This is a genomic window from Tardiphaga robiniae, assembly GCF_013359755.1.
Classification (GTDB): Bacteria; Pseudomonadota; Alphaproteobacteria; order Rhizobiales; family Xanthobacteraceae; genus Tardiphaga; species Tardiphaga robiniae.
On sequence record NZ_JABMCJ010000085.1, the window covers coordinates 194,059 to 213,028 of the forward strand.

At 60.9% G+C, this 18,970-nt stretch carries 12 protein-coding genes; 11 read left to right on the top strand and 1 reads right to left on the bottom strand.

Annotation, left to right across the window (positions count from 1 at the left end; all coding sequences use genetic code 11):
* Window positions 1-41: 41 nt before the first annotated feature.
* The 10 genes from HP556_RS16525 (at window position 42) to HP556_RS16570 (ending at window position 16,141) form a co-directional block, all read left to right on the top strand.
* Window positions 42-959 carry an amino acid ABC transporter substrate-binding protein gene (locus HP556_RS16525; RefSeq protein ID WP_089265826.1) on the top strand — a complete coding sequence of 306 codons (918 nt, stop codon included), beginning with the start codon at window positions 42-44 and terminating at the stop codon, window positions 957-959.
* A gap of 248 nt (window positions 960-1,207) precedes the next feature.
* Window positions 1,208-1,939 carry an amino acid ABC transporter permease gene (locus tag HP556_RS16530; protein ID WP_089265827.1) on the top strand — a complete coding sequence of 244 codons (732 nt, stop codon included), beginning with the start codon at window positions 1,208-1,210 and terminating at the stop codon, window positions 1,937-1,939.
* Window positions 1,940-1,942: 3 nt separating this feature from the next.
* Window positions 1,943-2,635: an amino acid ABC transporter permease gene (locus HP556_RS16535; RefSeq protein ID WP_068728918.1), complete on the top strand. Its 693-nt coding sequence runs from the start codon at window positions 1,943-1,945 to the stop codon at window positions 2,633-2,635.
* Window positions 2,636-2,686: 51 nt separating this feature from the next.
* Window positions 2,687-3,418 (top strand): amino acid ABC transporter ATP-binding protein, encoded by a 732-nt coding sequence (locus tag HP556_RS16540; protein WP_089265828.1) that lies wholly within the window; start codon window positions 2,687-2,689, stop codon window positions 3,416-3,418.
* A 317-nt stretch (window positions 3,419-3,735) separates the two neighbouring features.
* Window positions 3,736-5,766, top strand: coding sequence for a methyl-accepting chemotaxis protein (locus tag HP556_RS16545; protein WP_175367778.1), 2,031 nt, complete (start codon window positions 3,736-3,738; stop codon window positions 5,764-5,766).
* A gap of 88 nt (window positions 5,767-5,854) precedes the next feature.
* Window positions 5,855-7,858, top strand: a complete 2,004-nt coding sequence (locus HP556_RS16550) for a methyl-accepting chemotaxis protein (protein ID WP_175367779.1) — start codon at window positions 5,855-5,857, stop codon at window positions 7,856-7,858.
* Window positions 7,859-8,140: 282 nt separating this feature from the next.
* Window positions 8,141-10,141 (top strand): methyl-accepting chemotaxis protein, encoded by a 2,001-nt coding sequence (locus HP556_RS16555; RefSeq protein ID WP_175367780.1) that lies wholly within the window; start codon window positions 8,141-8,143, stop codon window positions 10,139-10,141.
* Window positions 10,142-10,669: 528 nt separating this feature from the next.
* Window positions 10,670-12,430: a methyl-accepting chemotaxis protein gene (locus HP556_RS16560; protein WP_175367781.1), complete on the top strand. Its 1,761-nt coding sequence runs from the start codon at window positions 10,670-10,672 to the stop codon at window positions 12,428-12,430.
* A gap of 54 nt (window positions 12,431-12,484) precedes the next feature.
* A complete protein-coding gene (locus tag HP556_RS16565; RefSeq protein ID WP_175367782.1) occupies window positions 12,485-14,176 on the top strand; it encodes a methyl-accepting chemotaxis protein in 1,692 nt (563 codons plus the stop codon).
* Window positions 14,177-14,461: 285 nt separating this feature from the next.
* Complete coding sequence (locus HP556_RS16570; RefSeq protein ID WP_175367783.1) at window positions 14,462-16,141, top strand: methyl-accepting chemotaxis protein; 1,680 nt, start codon at window positions 14,462-14,464, stop codon at window positions 16,139-16,141.
* Between the two features lie 111 nt (window positions 16,142-16,252).
* Here HP556_RS16570 and HP556_RS16575 read toward each other — a convergent pair whose 3' ends face one another.
* Window positions 16,253-18,055, bottom strand: a complete 1,803-nt coding sequence (locus HP556_RS16575; RefSeq protein WP_175367784.1) for a carbamoyltransferase family protein — start codon at window positions 18,053-18,055, stop codon at window positions 16,253-16,255.
* 390 nt (window positions 18,056-18,445) lie between these two features.
* On the opposite strand from HP556_RS16575, the gene HP556_RS16580 reads away from it, so the two are divergent.
* Window positions 18,446-18,760 (top strand): hypothetical protein, encoded by a 315-nt coding sequence (locus tag HP556_RS16580; RefSeq protein WP_089265834.1) that lies wholly within the window; start codon window positions 18,446-18,448, stop codon window positions 18,758-18,760.
* The last annotated feature ends 210 nt before the right edge of the window (window positions 18,761-18,970 follow it).

Here is an 18,970-nt window from a genome sequence, read left to right on the forward strand (position 1 = left end):
AGTCGTCGGCGTGAGATCGGACTGTGTTGAGGAGAGGGACTATGAAACGATTTTTTCTGTTGGGGACCATGATCGCCGCGGCGGTCTGCACGACGCAGGCGGGCGCTCAGGAGCTCACCGGCACGCTCAAGAAGATCAAGGACACCGGCGCCATCACCATCGGCTTCCGCGATTCCTCGGTGCCGTTCTCTTATTTGGATGACAATCAGAAGCCCGTCGGTTTCGCCATGGACATCTGCTACAAGATCGTCGATGCGGTGAAGAAAGAGCTGAAGAACGACAAGATCGAGGTGAAGCTCAATCCGGTGACCTCGGCGACACGTATTCCGCTGATTGCCAACGGCACCGTCGACCTCGAATGCGGCTCGACCACCAATAATGCCGATCGCCAGAAGCAGGTCGCGTTCACCAATACGCACTTTCTGACGGCCAGCCGCTTCGTCTCGAAGAAGGCCGCCAAGCTCGACAAGATCGACGATCTGAAGGGCAAGTCGGTGGTCTCGACCTCCGGCACCACCAACATCAAGCAGCTCACCGAAGCCAATGCCGCGCGTAATCTCGGCATCAACGTCATTCCCGCCAAGGATCACGCCGAGGCATTCCTGATGGTCGAGACCGACCGTGCTGTGGCCTTCGTGATGGATGACATCCTGCTTGCCAGCCTTGCTGCCGGTGCGCGCGATCCGAGCGCCTATGTGATCTCCAAGGACGCGTTCTCGAAAGCTGAGCCCTACGGCATCATGCTCCGCAAGGACGATGCGCCGTTCAAGAAGGTTGTCGATGCGGCCACTGCCGAGCTCTACAAGAGCCCGGAAGGCGCCAAGATCTATGACAAGTGGTTCACGCAGAAGATCCCGCCCAAGGGTCTCAATCTGAACGTTCCGATGGGAGCCGAGCAGAAGAAAGCGTTCGCCAGCCCGTCGGATTCGCCTGATCCCGACGCCTACGCAGCCAACTAACTCTTGCTTACCTCTCCCCGCTTGCGGGGAGAGGTCGTCTTACATGCGCGTAGCGCGTGTAAGACGGGTGAGGGGGAGGCAGCGAGTAAAACACTGGCTCCCCCTCACCCGTCTCGAACGACCCTCGGTCGTTCGATCCACCCTCTCCCCGCAGGCGGGGCGAGGGAAGAAGCAATGGCCCGGCCATTGCATGGGTTTCTGCCTGAGGTTGCCAGGTTTTCGCGTGGACGGCGCGTGGGGGTGAATGCGTGAACTATAACTGGAATTGGGGAATCTTCTGGGATCAGACGCCTGATGCGACGGGGACCTATTTTGGCTCGCTGATGAGCGGCCTTCAGGTCACGATCCTGCTCGCACTCTGCGCCTGGTTCATCGCGTTCGTGATGGGCTCTCTGATCGGCATCATGCGGACCCTGCCTGCGCGCTGGGCGGTGTTTGTCGGCAATGCCTATATCGAGATGTTCCGCAACATTCCGCTGCTGGTGCAGCTGTTCATCTGGTTCTTCGTCATTCCCGAACTCTTGCCCGGCGATCTCGGCATCTGGATCAAGCAACTGCGCAATGGGCCGTTCATTGCGGCGATGCTCGGGCTTGGCTTCTATATGTCCTCGCGTGTCGCCGCACAGATCACCGCCGGCATCAATGCACTGCCAAAGGGCCAGCGCATGGCCGGCACGGCCATCGGCCTCACCACCTGGCAGACCTATCGCTACATCCTGCTTCCGCTGGCCTATCGCATCATCTTTCCGCCGCTGACCTCCGAATTTCTCAACACCATCAAGAACACGGCGCCCGCACTCACCATCGGTGTGCTTGAACTGACGGCACGGGCGCGGTCCATGCAGGAATTCTCGTTCCAGGTGTTCGAGGCCTTCTCGGCTGCGGCCGCCATCTACCTCGTCCTCAGTGCCGTTGTGACGATCGGAATGCGCATTCTCGAAAAGCGCCTGGCGATCCCCGGCTTCAACGAGGGGAAATAAGCGATGTTCAGCAATTTCGATTACGACGTCATCTGGCGCAGCCTGCCTTACCTGTTTCAGCAGGGCATGGCGTTCACCCTCACGCTGACGGCAATTGCGACGGTCTTCGGTCTCATCCTGGGCACCTTGATCGCGATGATGCGGCTGTCGTCCAGCGCCGTGCTGTCGGGTTTTGCGGTGAGTTACGTCAATCTGATGCGCTCGCTGCCGCTCGTGCTGGTGATCTTCCTGTTCTACTTCCTGATGCCCTATGTCGGACAGTGGATCATCCGCTCCGATCAGCCCGTGCAGGTCGGTGCCTACGCCTCGACTATCGTGACCTTCACGCTGTTCGAGGCAGCTTACTTCTCGGAGATCATGCGTGCCGGTATCCAGTCGGTGCCGCGGGGGCAGGTGATGGCGGGCTACGCTATCGGGCTCAACTATCGCGAGGTGATGCGCCATGTCGTGCTGCCGCAGGCATTCCGCAACATGCTGCCGGTGATCTTCACCCAGACCATCGTGCTGTTCCAGGACACATCGCTGGTCTACGTGCTGTCGATCACGGATTTTCTGGGTGCAGCGTCCAAGGTCGCACAGCGCGACGGTCGTCTCACCGAAATGTATCTGTTCGCGGCGCTGGTCTACTTCCTGATCTGCTTCACCGCCTCGTTCTTCGTGAAGCGCTTGCAGAAGCGCATCAGCATCATCCGCTAGCCACTTTCGCTTTCAGTCTTTGCCTCCAACTATCGGTCGCTCATCATGCCCATGATCACCATTGAAAAAGTCAGCAAGTGGTACAATCCGCAGTTCCAGGTGTTGAAGAACTGCACGACAGCTGTCGAGAAAGGCGAGGTGGTCGTCGTCTGCGGTCCCTCGGGGTCTGGTAAGTCGACGCTGATCAAGACCGTGAATGCGCTGGAGCCCGTGCAGCAGGGCACTATCATGGTCGATGGACTGAATGTGACGACGATGAAGAAGGACCTGCCGAAGCTACGCTCACGCGTCGGCATGGTGTTTCAGCACTTCGAACTGTTTCCGCATCTGAAGATCGTCGAGAACCTGTGTCTCGGCCAGACCATCGTGCTCGGCCGCTCGGAAGATGCGGCGAAGGCCAAGGCGATGAAGATGCTGGAGCGCGTCGGCCTCACGGCGCATGCGCAAAAATATCCCGGCCAGCTCTCCGGCGGCCAGCAGCAGCGCGTTGCCATCGCGCGCGCGCTGGTGATGGATCCGATCTGCATGCTGTTCGACGAACCGACCTCGGCGCTCGATCCCGAAATGATCAACGAGGTGCTCGACGTCATGGTCGAACTCGCCAAGGAGGGCATGACCATGATGGTGGTGACCCACGAAATGGGCTTCGCCAAGAAGGTCGCCAACCGCGTCATCTTCATGGATGCCGGTGAGATCGTCGAAGACGCGCAGAAGGATGACTTTTTCGGTCATCCGCGCAGCGATCGCGCGCAGCACTTCCTGTCGAAGATCCTCGCGCACTGACGCAGGGAGCGGGCGCATACAGCATCGCGCAAGTGCCTCAAGTTTATGCAGATTCTTGAATGCTGCATGACGGGGCAATTAACGAATGTGTCAGAAATGGAGTGGTATCCTTCAACCGTGAGGGCGAGGGCCTGTTGGTCCGCTGATTGAACTCCACCGGAGCGATCGGGTCTTTGTCCTCACGGACAATTCCACGACGCCACGTTCTCAGCCTCTGCCCAATGCTTCTCTGACCGTCTTCCAACGACCCGAGCCGAGGCTGCGCGAGCCATGCTTGCGCGCGTCCTGACTTGGCCCTTCTCCGGAAAGTGCATCGCATGATCAAGATCAACAGTGTCGGCAACAAATTGGGTCTTGCCGGTCTCGTTGGCATCTTGCTCTCGGCGGGCGTTGTCGCAAACCAGATGAGGACCGAGAGCGCGATCTCGGAGGTTAATCGTCTGGCCGATGTGCAGCAGAAAATCGCCGATAGCGCGATGGAGGCCGACGGCCAGATGCGCGCCATGCAGGTGGCCAGTCAAGGCCTGCGCATGGCCATCACGACACCCGAGATTGACAAGAACGCGGCCGAGATCAGGGCCGCCAAGGCTGCGCAGGACCGCATCATCGATGCCGCGTCCGCCCTGGCGACCAGGCAGGAATACAAGGACAATTTCGCGAAGATTAAATCGCTGACGTCAACCTATCTCGCCGCTGCCGACGAGATCGTCGGTCTGCAGAAGAAACTGCTCGAGCTCTATCGCAACCGCAACGTCGCCGTGATCGACTGGAACCGGCATCTCGACCAGCTGCGCCTCACCACTGCCGTGACCGAGGCGACGAACTGGCCTGAAGTCGATGGACAGCTCAAGATCGCGGACAATGCCATCAACGCTGTGCAGGCAGCCGCATGGCGTTATGCGTCGATGAATGAAGTCACGCAGAAGGGCCAGATCATCACCAAGGCCAAGATCCTCACCGATGCGCTGGCCAAGGCCAGCGTGTTCGAAGACAGCGAGCTCGTGCAGAGCGGCCTGATCCAGCTCGGCACCGACATGAAGAAGTTCATGACGGCCACCGATGAAGCGATCGGCAGTAACGACCAGAAGACCGATATCGTCCGCACCAAGATCACGCCCGCCGCTGCCGCGGCATCTCAACTGGTCGCGCAATCGGTCTCGTCGGCCAAGGCTGCGGTTGGAGAGGCCCGGGCGCAGGCCGCCGAGGAAATGGCACGATCCGGCCAGGTCAATCTCGCGCTCGGCCTCGCGGTCGTGCTGGTGCTGATCTGCACCATGGTATTCTCCTTTGTCGGCGTTGCCCGTCCGATGACGCGCCTGAACGGCGCCATGGGCAAGATGGCGGCCGGCGATCTCGATGTCGTGATTCCCGGCGCCAAGCGCGGCGACGAAATCGGCGACATCGCCAAGACCGTCACGGTCATTCGTGCAAATGCCGAACAGAAGGCGCGCGATGAAGCTGCGGCGCGCCTCGACCAGGACAATCTGGCCGCGGCGTCGCGCAAGCGCGAAATGGTCGAGCTCGCCGGGACGTTCGAACGCGCCGTCGGCAATATCGTCGACAATGTCTCCTCGGCGTCGAACAGACTCGAGGAGTCCGCGGGCGCGCTGACGGCAACGGCTGAACAGGCCAAGGAGCTGACCGCTGCAGTCGTTGCTGCGTCGGACGAAGCATCCACCAATGTTCAGGCGGTTGCGTCGTCGACCGAAGAGATGTCGTCATCGGTCAACGAGATCAGCCGGCAGGTCCAGGAATCTGCGAATATCGCCAACTCCGCCGTGGCGCAGGCGCGCAAGACCAATGACCGCGTGGCGGAGCTTGCCAAGGCTGCGGCCCGGATCGGCGATGTCGTCGAGCTCATCAATACCATTGCCGGCCAGACCAACCTGCTGGCGCTCAACGCCACCATCGAAGCGGCACGCGCCGGCGATGCGGGCCGCGGCTTTGCGGTGGTTGCGTCCGAGGTGAAGGCGCTGGCCGAACAAACCGCCAAGGCGACGGGCGACATCAGCCACCAGATCAACGGCATCCAGGCGGCGACCCAGGAATCCGTCGGCGCCATCAAGGAGATCGGTGACACCATCGGCCGCATGTCCGAGATCGCCTCGACCATCGCCTCTGCCGTCGAGCAGCAGGGCGCGGCAACCCAGGAAATCTCGCGCAATGTTCAGCAGGCAGCGCAGGGCACGATGCAGGTGACGTCGAACATCACCGATGTACAGCGCGGCGCCAGCGCGACCGGATCAGCTTCGACGCAAGTGCTGTCCGCGGCGCAGTCGCTGTCCGGCGAAAGCGCGCGGCTCAAGCTCGAAGTCGGCAAGTTCCTGGACTCCGTCCGGGCCGCATAAATTCATGCTTCTCCCATGATGGGGGAAGCCACAACGAAGACGGCGCCCGTCGCCGAAGCCAGATCAAGTCCTACCTAGGAAGCCAATGATGTCGCTGTTCAATCTCCGTATCCGCGGTCGCCTCTATGGCGGTTTCGGCGCGCTGGTTCTGTTTGGTCTCGCCAGTTCGGGATTTGCCGTCTGGCAGATGACGGAAGTTGGAACGCAGGTCGACTCCCTGAACATTCTTTCGGCCAACACGATCCGGGCCTCGGAGATCGCCTCCGAACTGCACGCGATCCGCGGTGCCGTGTTGCGCTATTCATTCGATCAGGATGAAGCCGCGCTTGCGGATGCCGACAAGCGTCTCGCCGGGGTCACCGCCAGCCTGGACACGGTGATCAAGACCAGTCGTTCGGAGGAACGCCGCGCCGCCTACCGAACCATCGAGAAGGACGTTGCCGACGTGAAGGCGCAGCGCCAGGCGCTTGGCGAGGCCATCAAGCAGATGGTCGCCGGCCGGGAAGTGCTGCAGGAAGCCGGCGACAAGCTGTCATCCAGCCTGCGTAAGCTGGTGATCAGCACGCGCAACACCATGTATGGCCAGGGTTCGACCAAGCTCGAATCCGACACGCTGATGGTGCAGATCGCGAATTGGCGCTTCTTCGTCAGCCGCGACGAGAAGCATATCGAATCTTTCAAGGATCACGTCCGCATCGCGGAGCAGCAGATCGGCGAAATGGAAAAGATGCAGATGCCGCCGACGCTCAGCGCGTTGTTCGGCACCATCCGCAGCAACCTGAAGAGCTACGCCGCCCAGTTCGAGAAGGCTGCCGCCAGCCTGCAGACGGCAGACGGCATCTTCAACAAGTCGATCAGCCCGACCGTCGTGAAAGCGATCGGGAAGGTCGAGACCATCAAATCCGACATCCAGCAGGTTCAGTCGCAGACCGTCGCCGCAACCAGCAACCGCATGTCGACGACTAGCATGCTGCAGCAGATCGTGGCCGGCGTCGCTACTGTGGTCGGTCTAGCGATTGCCTTCCTGATCGCGCGCGGCATTATTGGCCCTCTGTCGGGCCTGACGGCTGGCATGAAGCGGCTCGCCGACGGGGATTTCAGCGTGGTGTTGCCGGGTCTCGCCCGCAAGGACGAGGTCGGCGACATGGCACGCGCAGTCGAGACCTTCAAGGTACGGGCCGAGGAGAAGGCACGCGCCGAGGCCGAAGCCAAGCTGACGCAGGACCAGCAGGCAGCGATTCAGCGACGCCGGGACATGATCCGTCTCGCGGACGATTTCGAGGGCGCCGTCGGCAGCATCGTCGAGAACGTGTCATCGGCCTCGAGCCAGCTCGAAGAATCGGCGGGCGGACTGACTGCGACCGCCGAGCAATCCCGACAGCTCACCGCCATGGTGGCCGCAGCCTCCGACGAAGCCTCGACCAATGTGCAGGCGGTGGCGTCATCCACCGAGGAGATGTCGTCCTCGGTCAACGAGATCAGCCGTCAGGTTCAGGAGTCGGCCAATATCGCCAACTCCGCGGTGGCACAGGCCCGCAAGACCAATGACCGCGTGGCTGAGCTTGCCAAGGCCGCCGCGCGGATCGGCGATGTTGTCGAGCTGATCAACACGATTGCCGGCCAGACCAATCTGCTGGCGCTCAATGCCACCATTGAAGCGGCGCGCGCCGGCGATGCAGGTCGCGGCTTCGCGGTTGTTGCATCGGAAGTGAAGGCGCTCGCCGAACAGACGGCCAGGGCAACCGGCGACATCAGTCACCAGATCTCCGGCATCCAGGCCGCGACCGAAGAGTCGGTCGGCGCCATCAAGGAAATCGGCGACACCATCGGCCGCATGTCGGAGATCGCGTCGACCATCGCATCTGCCGTCGAGCAGCAGGGCGCGGCGACGCAGGAGATTTCGCGCAACGTTCAACAGGCGGCGCAAGGTACAATGCAGGTGAGCTCGAACATTCTGGACGTGCAGCGCGGCGCGAGTAACACAGGTTCGGCGTCGTCGCAGGTCTTGTCCGCTGCGCAATCGCTGTCCGGCGAAAGCGCGCGGTTGAAGCGCGAAGTCGGCAAGTTTCTGGACTCCGTTCGCGCGGCATAGGACAAAACGTTACACGATCACGCGCGTTCGCCCGACGAGTAAGATACAACTCGCAAACAGCCCGGATGCGTCATCGCATCCGGGCTGTTTGTTTTAGTGGGTCAAACGATGACACGCGCGACAAAAAGTCATTCTACTTTAAAGCGTTTGCGCGGCTGAAATTAACCCGAAGTTCTCGCAACCTGACGATGATCGGATTCGAGATTGCCTCTTGCGTTGCGGGTGCGATTCGCGACGTGCAAGGTCGGCTATCAGTGGTTTCTCCCAAGAAGGGCACGTTGCATGTCGCTATTCAATCTCCGCATCCGTGGCAGGCTGTATGGGGGCTTCGGTGCGCTCGTCTTGTTCGGGTTGGGCATGGCGGGTTTCGCCGTATGGAAGCTCACGGAAATTCGTGACGACGTCTCGGCGATGAATGCCCAGTCCGCCAATGCGATGCGCTCGATGGAGATTTCGGCGGAACTCCAGGCGCTTCGCCGCGCGATGCTGCGCTATACGTTCGATCAGGACGAGGCGTCATTCGCTGAAGCCGAAAAGCTGCTGACTCAGGTCGGTGGTGTGCTGGAGGAGACGATCAAAGCGAGCTCGGAGGAGCGTCGCGGAGTCTATCGCGAAGTCGAAAAGACGATCGCCGATTTGAAGAGCAAGCGAGTCGATCTCGGTAACACCGTCAAGGAGATGCTCGCCAGCCGCAGGGCGCTGCTTGCTGAGGGTGAAAAGCTTCAGGCCGACTTGAAGAAGCTCGTGCTCGCGACGCGTAGCTCGCCATTCGCACAAGGGGCGACCACCCTGCAATCCGAAACTCTGTCGGTTCAGATGGCGAACTGGCGGTTCTTTGCAGGTCGCGACCAGGACAATGTGACGTTGTTTGCCAACAGCATGAAGAACGCGCAGCAACAGATCGCGGAAATGGAAAAATTTGATATGGCGCCGAGTCTTTCAGCGCTGTTCGAATCGATCAAGAAAGGCCTGGTCAGCTATTCCAGCGGGTTCGATAAGGCGTCGGCCAATCTGATGAAGATGGATCAGCTCTATTACAATACGATCACGCCGATGGTGGTCAGCGCCATCCGCAAGACCGACGGCATCAAGGCAGCGATCCAGCAGGAGGTCGTGAGCGCGACGACAGCCAATGAGCAGCGCATTTCCGGCACGATCACGCTGCAGCAGATCGTGGCGGCTGCGGCGACCATCACTGGTCTGCTGATTGCGTTCCTGATCGCGCGCGGAATCATCGGGCCGCTGTTGGGTCTGACGGCGGGCATGAAGCAGCTCGCTGAGGGCAATTTCGGCGTGGTGCTGCCGGGGCTTGGCCGCAAGGACGAGGTCGGCGACATGGCGCAGGCTGTCGAGACCTTTAAGGTCAAGGCGGAAGAGAAAGCCCAGGCGGAAGCCGAGGCACGGATCACGCAGGATCAGGCGGCGGCCTTGCAACGCAAGCAGGACATGATCCGGCTCGCCGACGATTTCGAAGGTACAGTCGGTGAAATAGTCGAGGCGGTGTCGTCCGCGTCGACCGAATTGGAAGCCTCGGCCAGCACGCTGACGTCGACAGCGGATCGGTCGCAGCAGCTCACCACGGTCGTCGCGACGGCGTCGGAAGAAGCCTCCACCAACGTGCAGTCGGTGGCGTCCGCCACCGAGGAGATGGCGTCGTCCATCACCGAGATCGGCCGTCAGGTCCAGGAATCCGCACGTATTGCCAATGAGGCCGTGGACCAGGCTCAGAAGACCAATGATCGCGTCGGCGAGTTGTCGAAAGCTGCCGGCCGCATTGGCGCGGTGGTCGAACTGATCAATACCATTGCGGGGCAGACCAACCTGCTGGCGCTCAATGCCACCATCGAGGCGGCACGTGCCGGCGATGCCGGCCGCGGCTTCGCAGTGGTCGCGTCCGAGGTGAAGGCGCTCGCCGAGCAGACCGCGAAGGCTACCGGCGAGATCAGCCAGCAGATCGCGAGTATCCAGACTGCGACCGATGATTCCGTATCGGCGATCCGCGACATCGGTACGACGATCGGCAAGATGTCGGAGATTGCGTCCACGATCGCTTCGGCTGTTGAAGAGCAGGGCGCGGCGACGCAGGAGATTTCCCGTAACGTGCAGCAGGCTGCGCAAGGCACGATGCAGGTCTCGTCCAACATCATCGACGTGCAGCGCGGCGCGAGTGAGACCGGCGGCGCGTCGTCTCAGGTGCTGTCGGCAGCGCAGTCGCTCTCGTCAGATAGCAACCGTCTGAAGCATGAAGTCAGTCGCTTCCTGAACTCGGTCCGCGCGGCCTGAGTTCTCCAACATCGCAATTCACCGGCTTGAGTAGCGGTGCGTTCTCCGCGCACTGCCATTCAAGCTGCTATACGCTCCCAGAGAACTCTGGGTCTCGAAATATCCCGTGCAGGGAATCGCATGATGAGATTGCAATTTTAGATTGTTAATTCAGAACCGCTGATGCCTGAACTCGAACGCCATCACTGTCTGAAAAGTCCGAATTGCTCGACGACCATTGCGGTACCGGCTTAATTTGAGTGATTGCATCATCGGCGCGTTAACGTTTGTGTCAGAAGCGCGGTGGTAGGTTCCTGCCCATGAGCAGGTGATTTGATCGATCATCGAACGTATCGCCTGCTCATATGAGCCGATGACGCTTCTCGTTCAGGATCGGCTCACGCCAAGCTTCGCGTGCCCGTCGGATTGCCGCCGGGCTGCGCCAAAAATGACAACCGCTTAGCATTCGACCATTTCACGCGACGCCGGACTCCGTCCGGCGAAGGACGACCCGACTCATTTTCTGCCGCTTCATTCCTAGGGACTGTCATGGCCTTCATCCAGAATCTGCGCATCGGCACCAAGCTCGCGATTGCGTCCGGGCTCGGCATTATTCTCCTCGGTGTCATGATCTATATGCAGACGATGGGAAGCGCAGGCGTTCGCCAGTCATATCAGACGGCCGGCGTCTATCAGGGCATTGCGCAGAACGCTGCCGAGGCCAAGGCCTCGTTTCGCGGCATGCAGATCGGCGTGCGTGACTTCCTCGGGGCAACGAAAGTGGCCGATGTCCAGAAGGCCGCCGACTATTTCACGGCGCGTACTACCGCTGGCCTTAAATTTTCGGCTCAGATGCTCAAGCTTGCGACCGCACCGGACGAGCGCGAGCGCATCGGCAAATTCCTCGACATGATGACGACCCTCGGTAAGGGCGGCGACAAGATCGGTGTAATCCGCACAGATATCTTGAATCTGCAGGCGACGCGCAACGAAGCTGGCGAATTGTCTGCGGATGCCTCCGCGCGCATCACCGCACTGGGTGCGGAGATCGTGAAGCTCCGCACCGACGTGCTGCTACCCATGAGTGCAGAACTCGACAAGCTGGCCGATACGATCGTCAATCTGGCTAAGGAGAAGGTAGAGCAGCAGACGAATGCTGCGGCGAACGAGGCCGCTGCGACCGAGCGAGACTCGCTGATTCTCGGTGGTGTGGTCGCCCTGATGCTGATCGGAACCTGCGTGTTCTCGGTGTTCACCATCGGGCGTCCGATGCGCGCGCTCAGCCGTTCGATGGAAGAACTCGCCGAGGGCAATTTCGGCGTGGTGTTGCCGGGCTTGGGCCGCAAGGACGAGATCGGCGACGTCGCTGGCGCCGTGGAGAAGTTCAAGGTCAAGGCACTGGAGCGCGCCCGCGCCGAAGCCGACGCTCAAAAGCAGCAGGAGCAGATCGCCGCCGAGCAGCGCAAGCGCGAGATGATCAAGCTGGCGAACGATTTTGAGGGTGCGGTCGGCGAGATCGTCGAAGCAGTGTCATCGGCATCGACCGAACTCGAAGCGTCGGCGGGCACGCTGACGTCGTCTGCCGAGCGTTCGCAGCATTTGACCACCATGGTGGCAGCCGCTTCGGAAGAGGCTTCGACGAACGTACAATCCGTGGCATCGGCGACCGAGGAAATGGCGTCATCAGTAAACGAGATCAGCCGCCAGGTTCAGGAATCTGCGCGTATCGCCAGCGAGGCCGTACAGCAGGCCCAGAAGACCAACGACCGTGTCGGCGAGCTATCCAAGGCGGCCAGCCGTATCGGCGACGTGGTCGAGCTGATCAATAGCATCGCGGGGCAGACCAACCTTCTGGCGCTCAATGCGACCATCGAAGCCGCCCGCGCCGGTGAAGCGGGCCGTGGCTTCGCCGTGGTGGCGGCCGAGGTGAAGACGCTCGCGGAACAGACCGCCAAGGCGACCGGCGAGATCAGCACGCAGATCGGCAGCATCCAGTCCGCCACGGACGAATCGGTCAGTGCCATCCGCGAGATCGGCGTCACCATCGGCCGGATGTCGGAAATTTCATCCACGATTGCTTCGGCCGTCGAAGAGCAGGGAGCCGCCACCCAGGAGATTTCCCGCAACGTGCAGCAAGCCGCGCATGGCACCCAGCAGGTCTCGTCCAACATTACGGATGTGCAGCGCGGCGCCAGCGAGACCGGGTCGGCCTCGTCGCAGGTTCTTTCGGCAGCACAGTCGCTGTCGTCGGACTGCGCGCGGCTAAAGGTCGAAGTCGCGCGGTTCCTCAACTCTGTTCGCGCGGCCTAGGCCATGCGGGATCAGAACTGATCATTCTATCGAGCGATAACAGGACGTCCAGCCATGCTCTCGAACATCTCTATCAAAGCCAAAATCACTATCGTTATCGCTTTTCTGTTAATCGCAATGACGGGGATGGGGGCGCTTGCTGTCAGCAAGATGCAGACAATTAACGCCAATGCGTCGGACATCCAGAAGAACTGGCTTCCAAGCGTCCGTGTGCTCGGCGGGCTGCGGGCGACGACCATCGATTACCGCAATCTGGTGCGCGCACACATCCTGGCAGCCAATGCTGACCAGATGCAGAAGACCGAGGCTGGTATCGACACCATCGTCAAGCGGGCCGCCGATGAGCGGACTGCCTATGACAAGTTGGTATCGAGCCCCGAAGAGCGCGCAATCTTCAACGACTGGAGCAAGGAGTGGGACAACTACGTATCACGCAGTCAGGAAGTCTTCGCACTCGACCGCAAGAATCTCGGCAAAGACAGTCAGGAAGCCCATGAGCTCAATCTGAATGTCATCAACCCGCTCGGATCCAAAGCCGATTTTGCCCTGCGCAAGGCCATCGAATTCAACGACAAGGGCGCGGCGGCATCGGGACAGAAGGCCGATGACAGCTATGGTTCGGCGCTGATGACGGTGATCGCGATCATTGCAGCGACCGCGGTCATCGGCATCGGTGTCGGCATTTATCTGGTCAAGGACGTGTCGTCGGGTATCGCTTCGATCGTGCAGCCGATGCAGGCGCTGAGCGCTGGCGATCTGACGGCGCATGTAGCGCATCAGGGCGAGAAGACCGAGATCGGCGCGATGGCCGACACGCTTCAGGTGTTCAAGCAGGCGCTGATCGACAAGCGCGCGGCAGATGAAGCTGCCTCCGCCGACGCCGAAGCCAAGATCGAACGCGGTCGCCGCGTTGACAACATCACCCGCGAATTCGAATCGATGATCGGCGAAATCGTCGAGACGGTGTCGTCGGCATCGACCGAACTCGAGGCCTCCGCAAGCACGCTGACCGCGACGGCCGAACGTTCCCAGGACCTCGCCACCACAGTGGCGGCAGCGTCCGAAGAAGCTTCCACCAACGTCCAGTCGGTGGCATCGGCCACTGAAGAAATGGCCTCGTCGGTCAACGAGATCAGCCGACAGGTGCAGGAGTCGGCGAGCATCGCCAATCAGGCGGTCGACCAGGCGCGGCGTACCAATGATCGCGTCAGCGAACTCGCCAGCGCTGCAGCGCGCATCGGCGATGTGGTCGAGCTCATCAACAATATCGCCGGCCAGACAAATCTGCTGGCGCTCAACGCAACCATCGAAGCAGCGCGCGCCGGCGAAGCCGGTCGCGGTTTCGCGGTCGTGGCTTCCGAAGTGAAGGCCCTCGCTGAGCAGACTGCCAAGGCGACTGGCGAGATCTCGACGCAGATTTCCGGTATCCAGGCGGCGACGCAGGAATCGGTCGGCGCCATCAAGGAAATCGGCGACACCATCGGCCGGATGTCCGAGATTGCCTCGACCATCGCATCGGCGGTGGAAGAGCAGGGTGCCGCGACGCAGGAGATTTCGCGTAACGTCCAGCAGGCGGCACAGGGTACCATGCAGGTCTCGTCGAACATCACTGACGTGCAGCGTGGAGCGTCCGAGACCGGCTCTGCGTCGTCGCAGGTGCTTTCGGCCGCGCGGTCGCTGTCATCGGACAGCACACGTCTCAAGAATGAAGTGGGCAAGTTCTTGAACTCGGTGCGCGCTGCCTGACGGGCTTGAACACAAGTGTACAGCGTAAAAAGCCGGCGCGTGAGCGTCGGCTTTCCTACGCGATAGTGTTGTTATGCGTGTGCGCTACACTCATTCGAGAAGTCATGCACAAGAAGCAGTCATGATGCACCGCTCCTTAACTTTATCCGGACAATCTCGATCACGAGATCGTTGAAAGCTATCGACGCTCGGCCGGCAGCTCCAATGCATGCCGTGTCTTCAAACCCAGAAAATGCCATTCGTGCAGTTGCGCGCCAACGGTCAAAAACCGAGGGACCATCACCTATGTTTGCCAGCCTGTCCATCCGCACCAAGATCACTCTTGTCGTCTCGTTCCTGCTGCTCGCCATGTCTGCAATGGGCGCGCTGGCCATCAAGCAGATGTACACCATCAACGGAGCGACATCCGACATCGTCACGAGCTGGCTGCCGAGCGTGCGCGCTCTGGGTGAAGTCCGCGCTGCAACGATCAGCTATCGTTCGGTGGTTCGTGGACATCTGCTTGCGACCGATGCCGCAGATACGAAGGTCCAGGACGACACGCTGGTGCGTTACGCCGAGATGCTCGACAAGGCGCGCAAGAGCTATGAGCCGATGATTTCGTCGCCCGAGGAGCGCGCGATGTATAGCGAATTCAGCAAGCTCTGGAGCGAATACATCGCGGCGTTGCAGCCGGTTCTTGCGTTGTCGCGCAAGAACGCTCGTGATGAAGCGCGAGATATGAACGTGAAGGTCAACCAGATTGGCTTCAAAGCGGACGAAGCCCTGCAGAAGGATGTCGAGCTCAACAACAAGGGAGCTTTGACAGCCGGAGAACTGGCGACGGACAGCTTTGGGGTCGCCATCAAGATGGTGATCGGTTCGCTCTTGTTTGCGATTGTTGTCGGCATCGGTGCGGCTATCTTGCTGGTGCGCGATGTCTCCGCCGGCATTACGTCGATCGTGCTGCCGATGCAGGCGCTTGGCACAGGAGATCTGACAGCAAATGTTCCGCATCAGGGCGAGAAAACCGAAATCGGTACGATGGCGGATTCGCTTCAGGTATTCAAACAGGCGCTGATCGACAAGCGCGCGGCGGATGAAGCCGCGGCGGCCGATGCAGAAGCCAAGATCGAGCGCGGTCGCCGCGTCGACAGCATCACCCGCAACTTCGAATCGATGATTGGTGAGATCGTCGAGACGGTGTCGTCGGCATCGACCGAACTGGAAGCCTCGGCAGGTACGCTGACCGCCACGGCGGAGCGCTCGCAGGAATTGACCACGACGGTTGCTGCAGCCTCCGAAGAGGCATCGGCCAATGTGCAGTCAGTGGCATCGGCAACCGAAGAAATGGCCTCGTCGGTCAACGAGATCAGCCGACAGGTGCAGGAGTCGGCTGCGATCGCAGGGCAGGCGGTCGATCAGGCACGCAAGACCAATGATCGCGTCGGCGAGCTCGCCAGCGCTGCGTCGCGCATCGGCGATGTGGTCGAGCTGATCAACAACATCGCAGGCCAGACGAACCTGTTGGCGCTCAACGCCACCATCGAAGCGGCGCGTGCCGGCGAAGCCGGCCGCGGCTTCGCCGTCGTCGCCTCCGAGGTGAAGGCGCTCGCTGAGCAGACTGCCAAGGCGACTGGCGAGATCTCGACGCAGATCTCCGGTATCCAGGCGGCGACCCAGGAATCGGTCGGCGCCATCAAGGAGATTGGCGACACCATCGGCCGCATGTCCGAGATTGCTTCGACCATCGCTTCCGCGGTGGAAGAGCAGGGTGCCGCGACGCAGGAGATTTCCCGCAACGTTCAGCAGGCGGCACAGGGCACGATGCAGGTCTCATCGAACATCGTTGATGTGCAGCGTGGTGCAACAGAGACTGGATCTGCCTCGACCCAGGTTCTCGCTGCCGCGCAATCACTGTCCTCGGACAGCACGCGACTGAAGGATGAAGTCAGCAAGTTCCTCAACGCCGTGCGCGCGGCCTGATCATGGCTTGTAAGGTGGGCGAGGGCGCTTTTGCGCCGTGCCCACCGCAGCGCGTTCGATGATGGTGGTGGGCACGCTGCGCTTTTGCCCACCCTACGGATGTTGGGCGTTCTATCTCGTACTCGCCGACACCAGTCCCGCGATGTCCATATAGGTGCGCACCAGCGGGGCGACGAAACGATGCGCCGATGTCTTGGACACCAGCCTATCGTGGAGGATCAGATGATCGATGCCGGTATTGATGAAACACGCCATGGCGTCGCGCGGAGTCTCGACGATCGGCTCGCCCTTCACGTTGAACGAGGTATTGAGCAATACCGGCACGCCGGTGAGCGCATCGAATTCCTTCAGCAGCCGATAGAGCACCGGATTGGTATCCTCCGTGACGGTCTGGATGCGCGCCGTTCCATCGATATGCACGATGGCCGGAATCTTCTCGCGCCATTCGGGGCGCACCGGGGCGGCGATCAGCATAAACGGCGAATCCTGATCGCCTTCGAAAATCTCTCTGGCGCGCTCGGCGAGCACAATCGGCGCGAACGGACGGAACGGCTGACGGTGCTTCACGCGTGAGTTGAGGATGTCCTTCATCTCCGGCCGGCGCGGATCGGCGATGATGCTGCGATTGCCGAGCGCGCGGGGGCCGTATTCCGAGCGGCCCTGAAACCAGCCGATCACTTTCTGGTCGGCGAGCAGCCTGGCCGTATCGCGGCAGATATTGTCGCTGCGTACCGCACTGGTCTGCGCCTTGACCAGCGTGCGCTGGGTCGCTGCCTCGACGTCGCGATCTGTATAGGCACGGCCGGTGTAAGAGTGGGTCATTACATAAGAGCGCGGCTGCTTCTGTACCTCCAGCAGGCCGTAATAGGCGCAGCCGATCGCGATGCCGTTGTCGCCGGCGGCGGGCTGGATCCAGACATTCTCGAAGCCGGCTTCGCGGGCGATGCGGCCATTGGCGACGCAGTTCAGCGCGACGCCGCCGGCAATGCAGAGGTTCTTCGCGCCGGTCGTCTCGCGCAGCCAGCGCGCGCGGGCGAGCAGCACCTTCTCGGTGTCGTCTTGGACTCGCCAGGCGATATCCTCCCAATGCCGCATCGACGGATGGGTGTCCCACTTGCCATCGCTGTCGGCGATATAGGGCTGGTTGTATTCGGGGGTCCAGCGCGGCGCGCTGAGGACATTGTCGGTGATATCCATCAGCGGCTTGACCTGGTCGCGGCGGCCATAGGGCGCCAGCCCCATCAGCTCGCCGCATTTGTTCCAGTCGCCGAACACATAGGTCGAGGTCCGGCTATAAAGCGCCCCGAGGCCTGGCATGTTGTAGAATTCATCGCTGAGGAAGCCGCGGTCCGGCTCCATCCAGACTTTCTTGAGGCAATCGAGCTGCGTGCCCTTGAACGTGTAGTAGCTCTCGGATTCCCGGGCGAGCTTTGAGCCCGGCTCGCCGTCCGGATAGGTCTCCATAACGTCGGAGCGATAGCTGCCGACGCCGTCGACGATCATGATCGCGCCCTCCTCGAAGGGGCAGACGGCAAACGCGCTATAGGCGTGCGCCAGATGATGCGAGATCGTTTTGACCTTGCCGGTGCGCGCCCGAAACAGCGGGTGGACGCTGGCGTCCTGCCGTTCATATTCGGGCAGGAAGCCCGGCATGTTCTGATAGATCAGGCGGTCTTCCATCTCCGGAACCGGCAGGATGTAGCAATTGCTCACCACCAGCTCGACGTCGTCCAGCGTGATGCCTTCGGCGTCGAGGACGTAGTCGATCACTTCCTTGTAGAACCCCGTCGCGTGTTTCTCGCGGGTAATCCGCTCCTTCTCGATCGCATAGGCCAGCGCGCCGTTGCGCAGCAGGCAGGCGCTGACGTCGTGATCGTAGGTGTTGAGACCGAGGATGTAGCTGGGTTTGGACATGAATCAGCTTCTGACAATTCGCGGGAAGGGACGAATGATGGGATCGAGCTGCTAATGCAGACGCGGCGGGTGGGGCTGACCGCATATTCGCAGTTGCGAGGTGCAGCGATCAGCATAGTGCGAGGCAATATGAAGAGAAGATGAACGCAGGAGGTCAAAAGCGAGGTGACCGCGTGAAGGTGCGCATTCGTTCGTAGTGACAGCGTTGCCGGCAACTTGACCGGCGTTCGAGCTTGACCCTATTGTAAAGTTGTTCGTGCGTGCACGCCTTGTGATGGCCATATTACTATTCTGGTTTCAGCACCTGTGTGAATCAAGAATTGCTCACTGAACGATTCGAGGCCGGAAGCATTCTAAAGCCGTGCTTCTGCAGAATGGGAGTTCCTAAGAATGGCTCAAACCAAAACGACGCGCCACAATATCGTGACCCGCTGCCTGGCAGCGATGGCGCTTGTGTCTGTCTACTGTGTTGGTCTGATCGGCGCATCCACGGTGTTGCTCACCACGAGCAGCACCTCGGCCGAGGCCCGTGGCGGTGGTCGCGGTCGTGGCGGCGGCGGTTGGGGCCGTGGACGCGGTGGCGGCTTCTATCGTGGCGGCGGTCGTGGCTATGGTCGCGGCTATGGCTTCTACGGTGGACCGCGCTTTGTGGCGCCGGGCTGCTATTTCAGCCGTCGCTGGGGCCGGGTGGTCTGCCCGTACTAAGTCATAAGCGCCACGGCGCTGAATGAACGAGATAGAGAGGCGCGCCGGGTAACCGGGGCGCCTTTTGCTTTCCAGGCTCGCCTTTCTCCAGGAAACGGGCCTCTCCTTCGGGAATGATTTGTCGAAAGCTACCCTCCTTGCACAATGCTGAGGTCGCTTTTGGCATGCCATCTTGTGTTTTCTCATCCAAATTCCAATGTCGGCATGGCA

Excerpts from the sequence above, each read along its gene's own strand:
- HP556_RS16525 (WP_089265826.1), top strand. The coding sequence starts at position 42 with ATGAAACGATTTTTTCTGTTGGGGACCATGATCGCCGCGGCGGTCTGC.
- HP556_RS16535 (WP_068728918.1), top strand. The coding sequence starts at position 1,943 with ATGTTCAGCAATTTCGATTACGACGTCATCTGGCGCAGCCTGCCTTAC.
- HP556_RS16540 (WP_089265828.1), top strand. The coding sequence starts at position 2,687 with ATGATCACCATTGAAAAAGTCAGCAAGTGGTACAATCCGCAGTTCCAG.
- HP556_RS16545 (WP_175367778.1), top strand. The coding sequence starts at position 3,736 with ATGATCAAGATCAACAGTGTCGGCAACAAATTGGGTCTTGCCGGTCTC.
- HP556_RS16550 (WP_175367779.1), top strand. The coding sequence starts at position 5,855 with ATGTCGCTGTTCAATCTCCGTATCCGCGGTCGCCTCTATGGCGGTTTC.
- HP556_RS16555 (WP_175367780.1), top strand. The coding sequence starts at position 8,141 with ATGTCGCTATTCAATCTCCGCATCCGTGGCAGGCTGTATGGGGGCTTC.
- HP556_RS16560 (WP_175367781.1), top strand. The coding sequence starts at position 10,670 with ATGGCCTTCATCCAGAATCTGCGCATCGGCACCAAGCTCGCGATTGCG.
- HP556_RS16565 (WP_175367782.1), top strand. The coding sequence starts at position 12,485 with ATGCTCTCGAACATCTCTATCAAAGCCAAAATCACTATCGTTATCGCT.
- HP556_RS16570 (WP_175367783.1), top strand. The coding sequence starts at position 14,462 with ATGTTTGCCAGCCTGTCCATCCGCACCAAGATCACTCTTGTCGTCTCG.
- HP556_RS16575 (WP_175367784.1), bottom strand. The coding sequence starts at position 18,055 with ATGTCCAAACCCAGCTACATCCTCGGTCTCAACACCTACGATCACGAC.
- HP556_RS16580 (WP_089265834.1), top strand. The coding sequence starts at position 18,446 with ATGGCTCAAACCAAAACGACGCGCCACAATATCGTGACCCGCTGCCTG.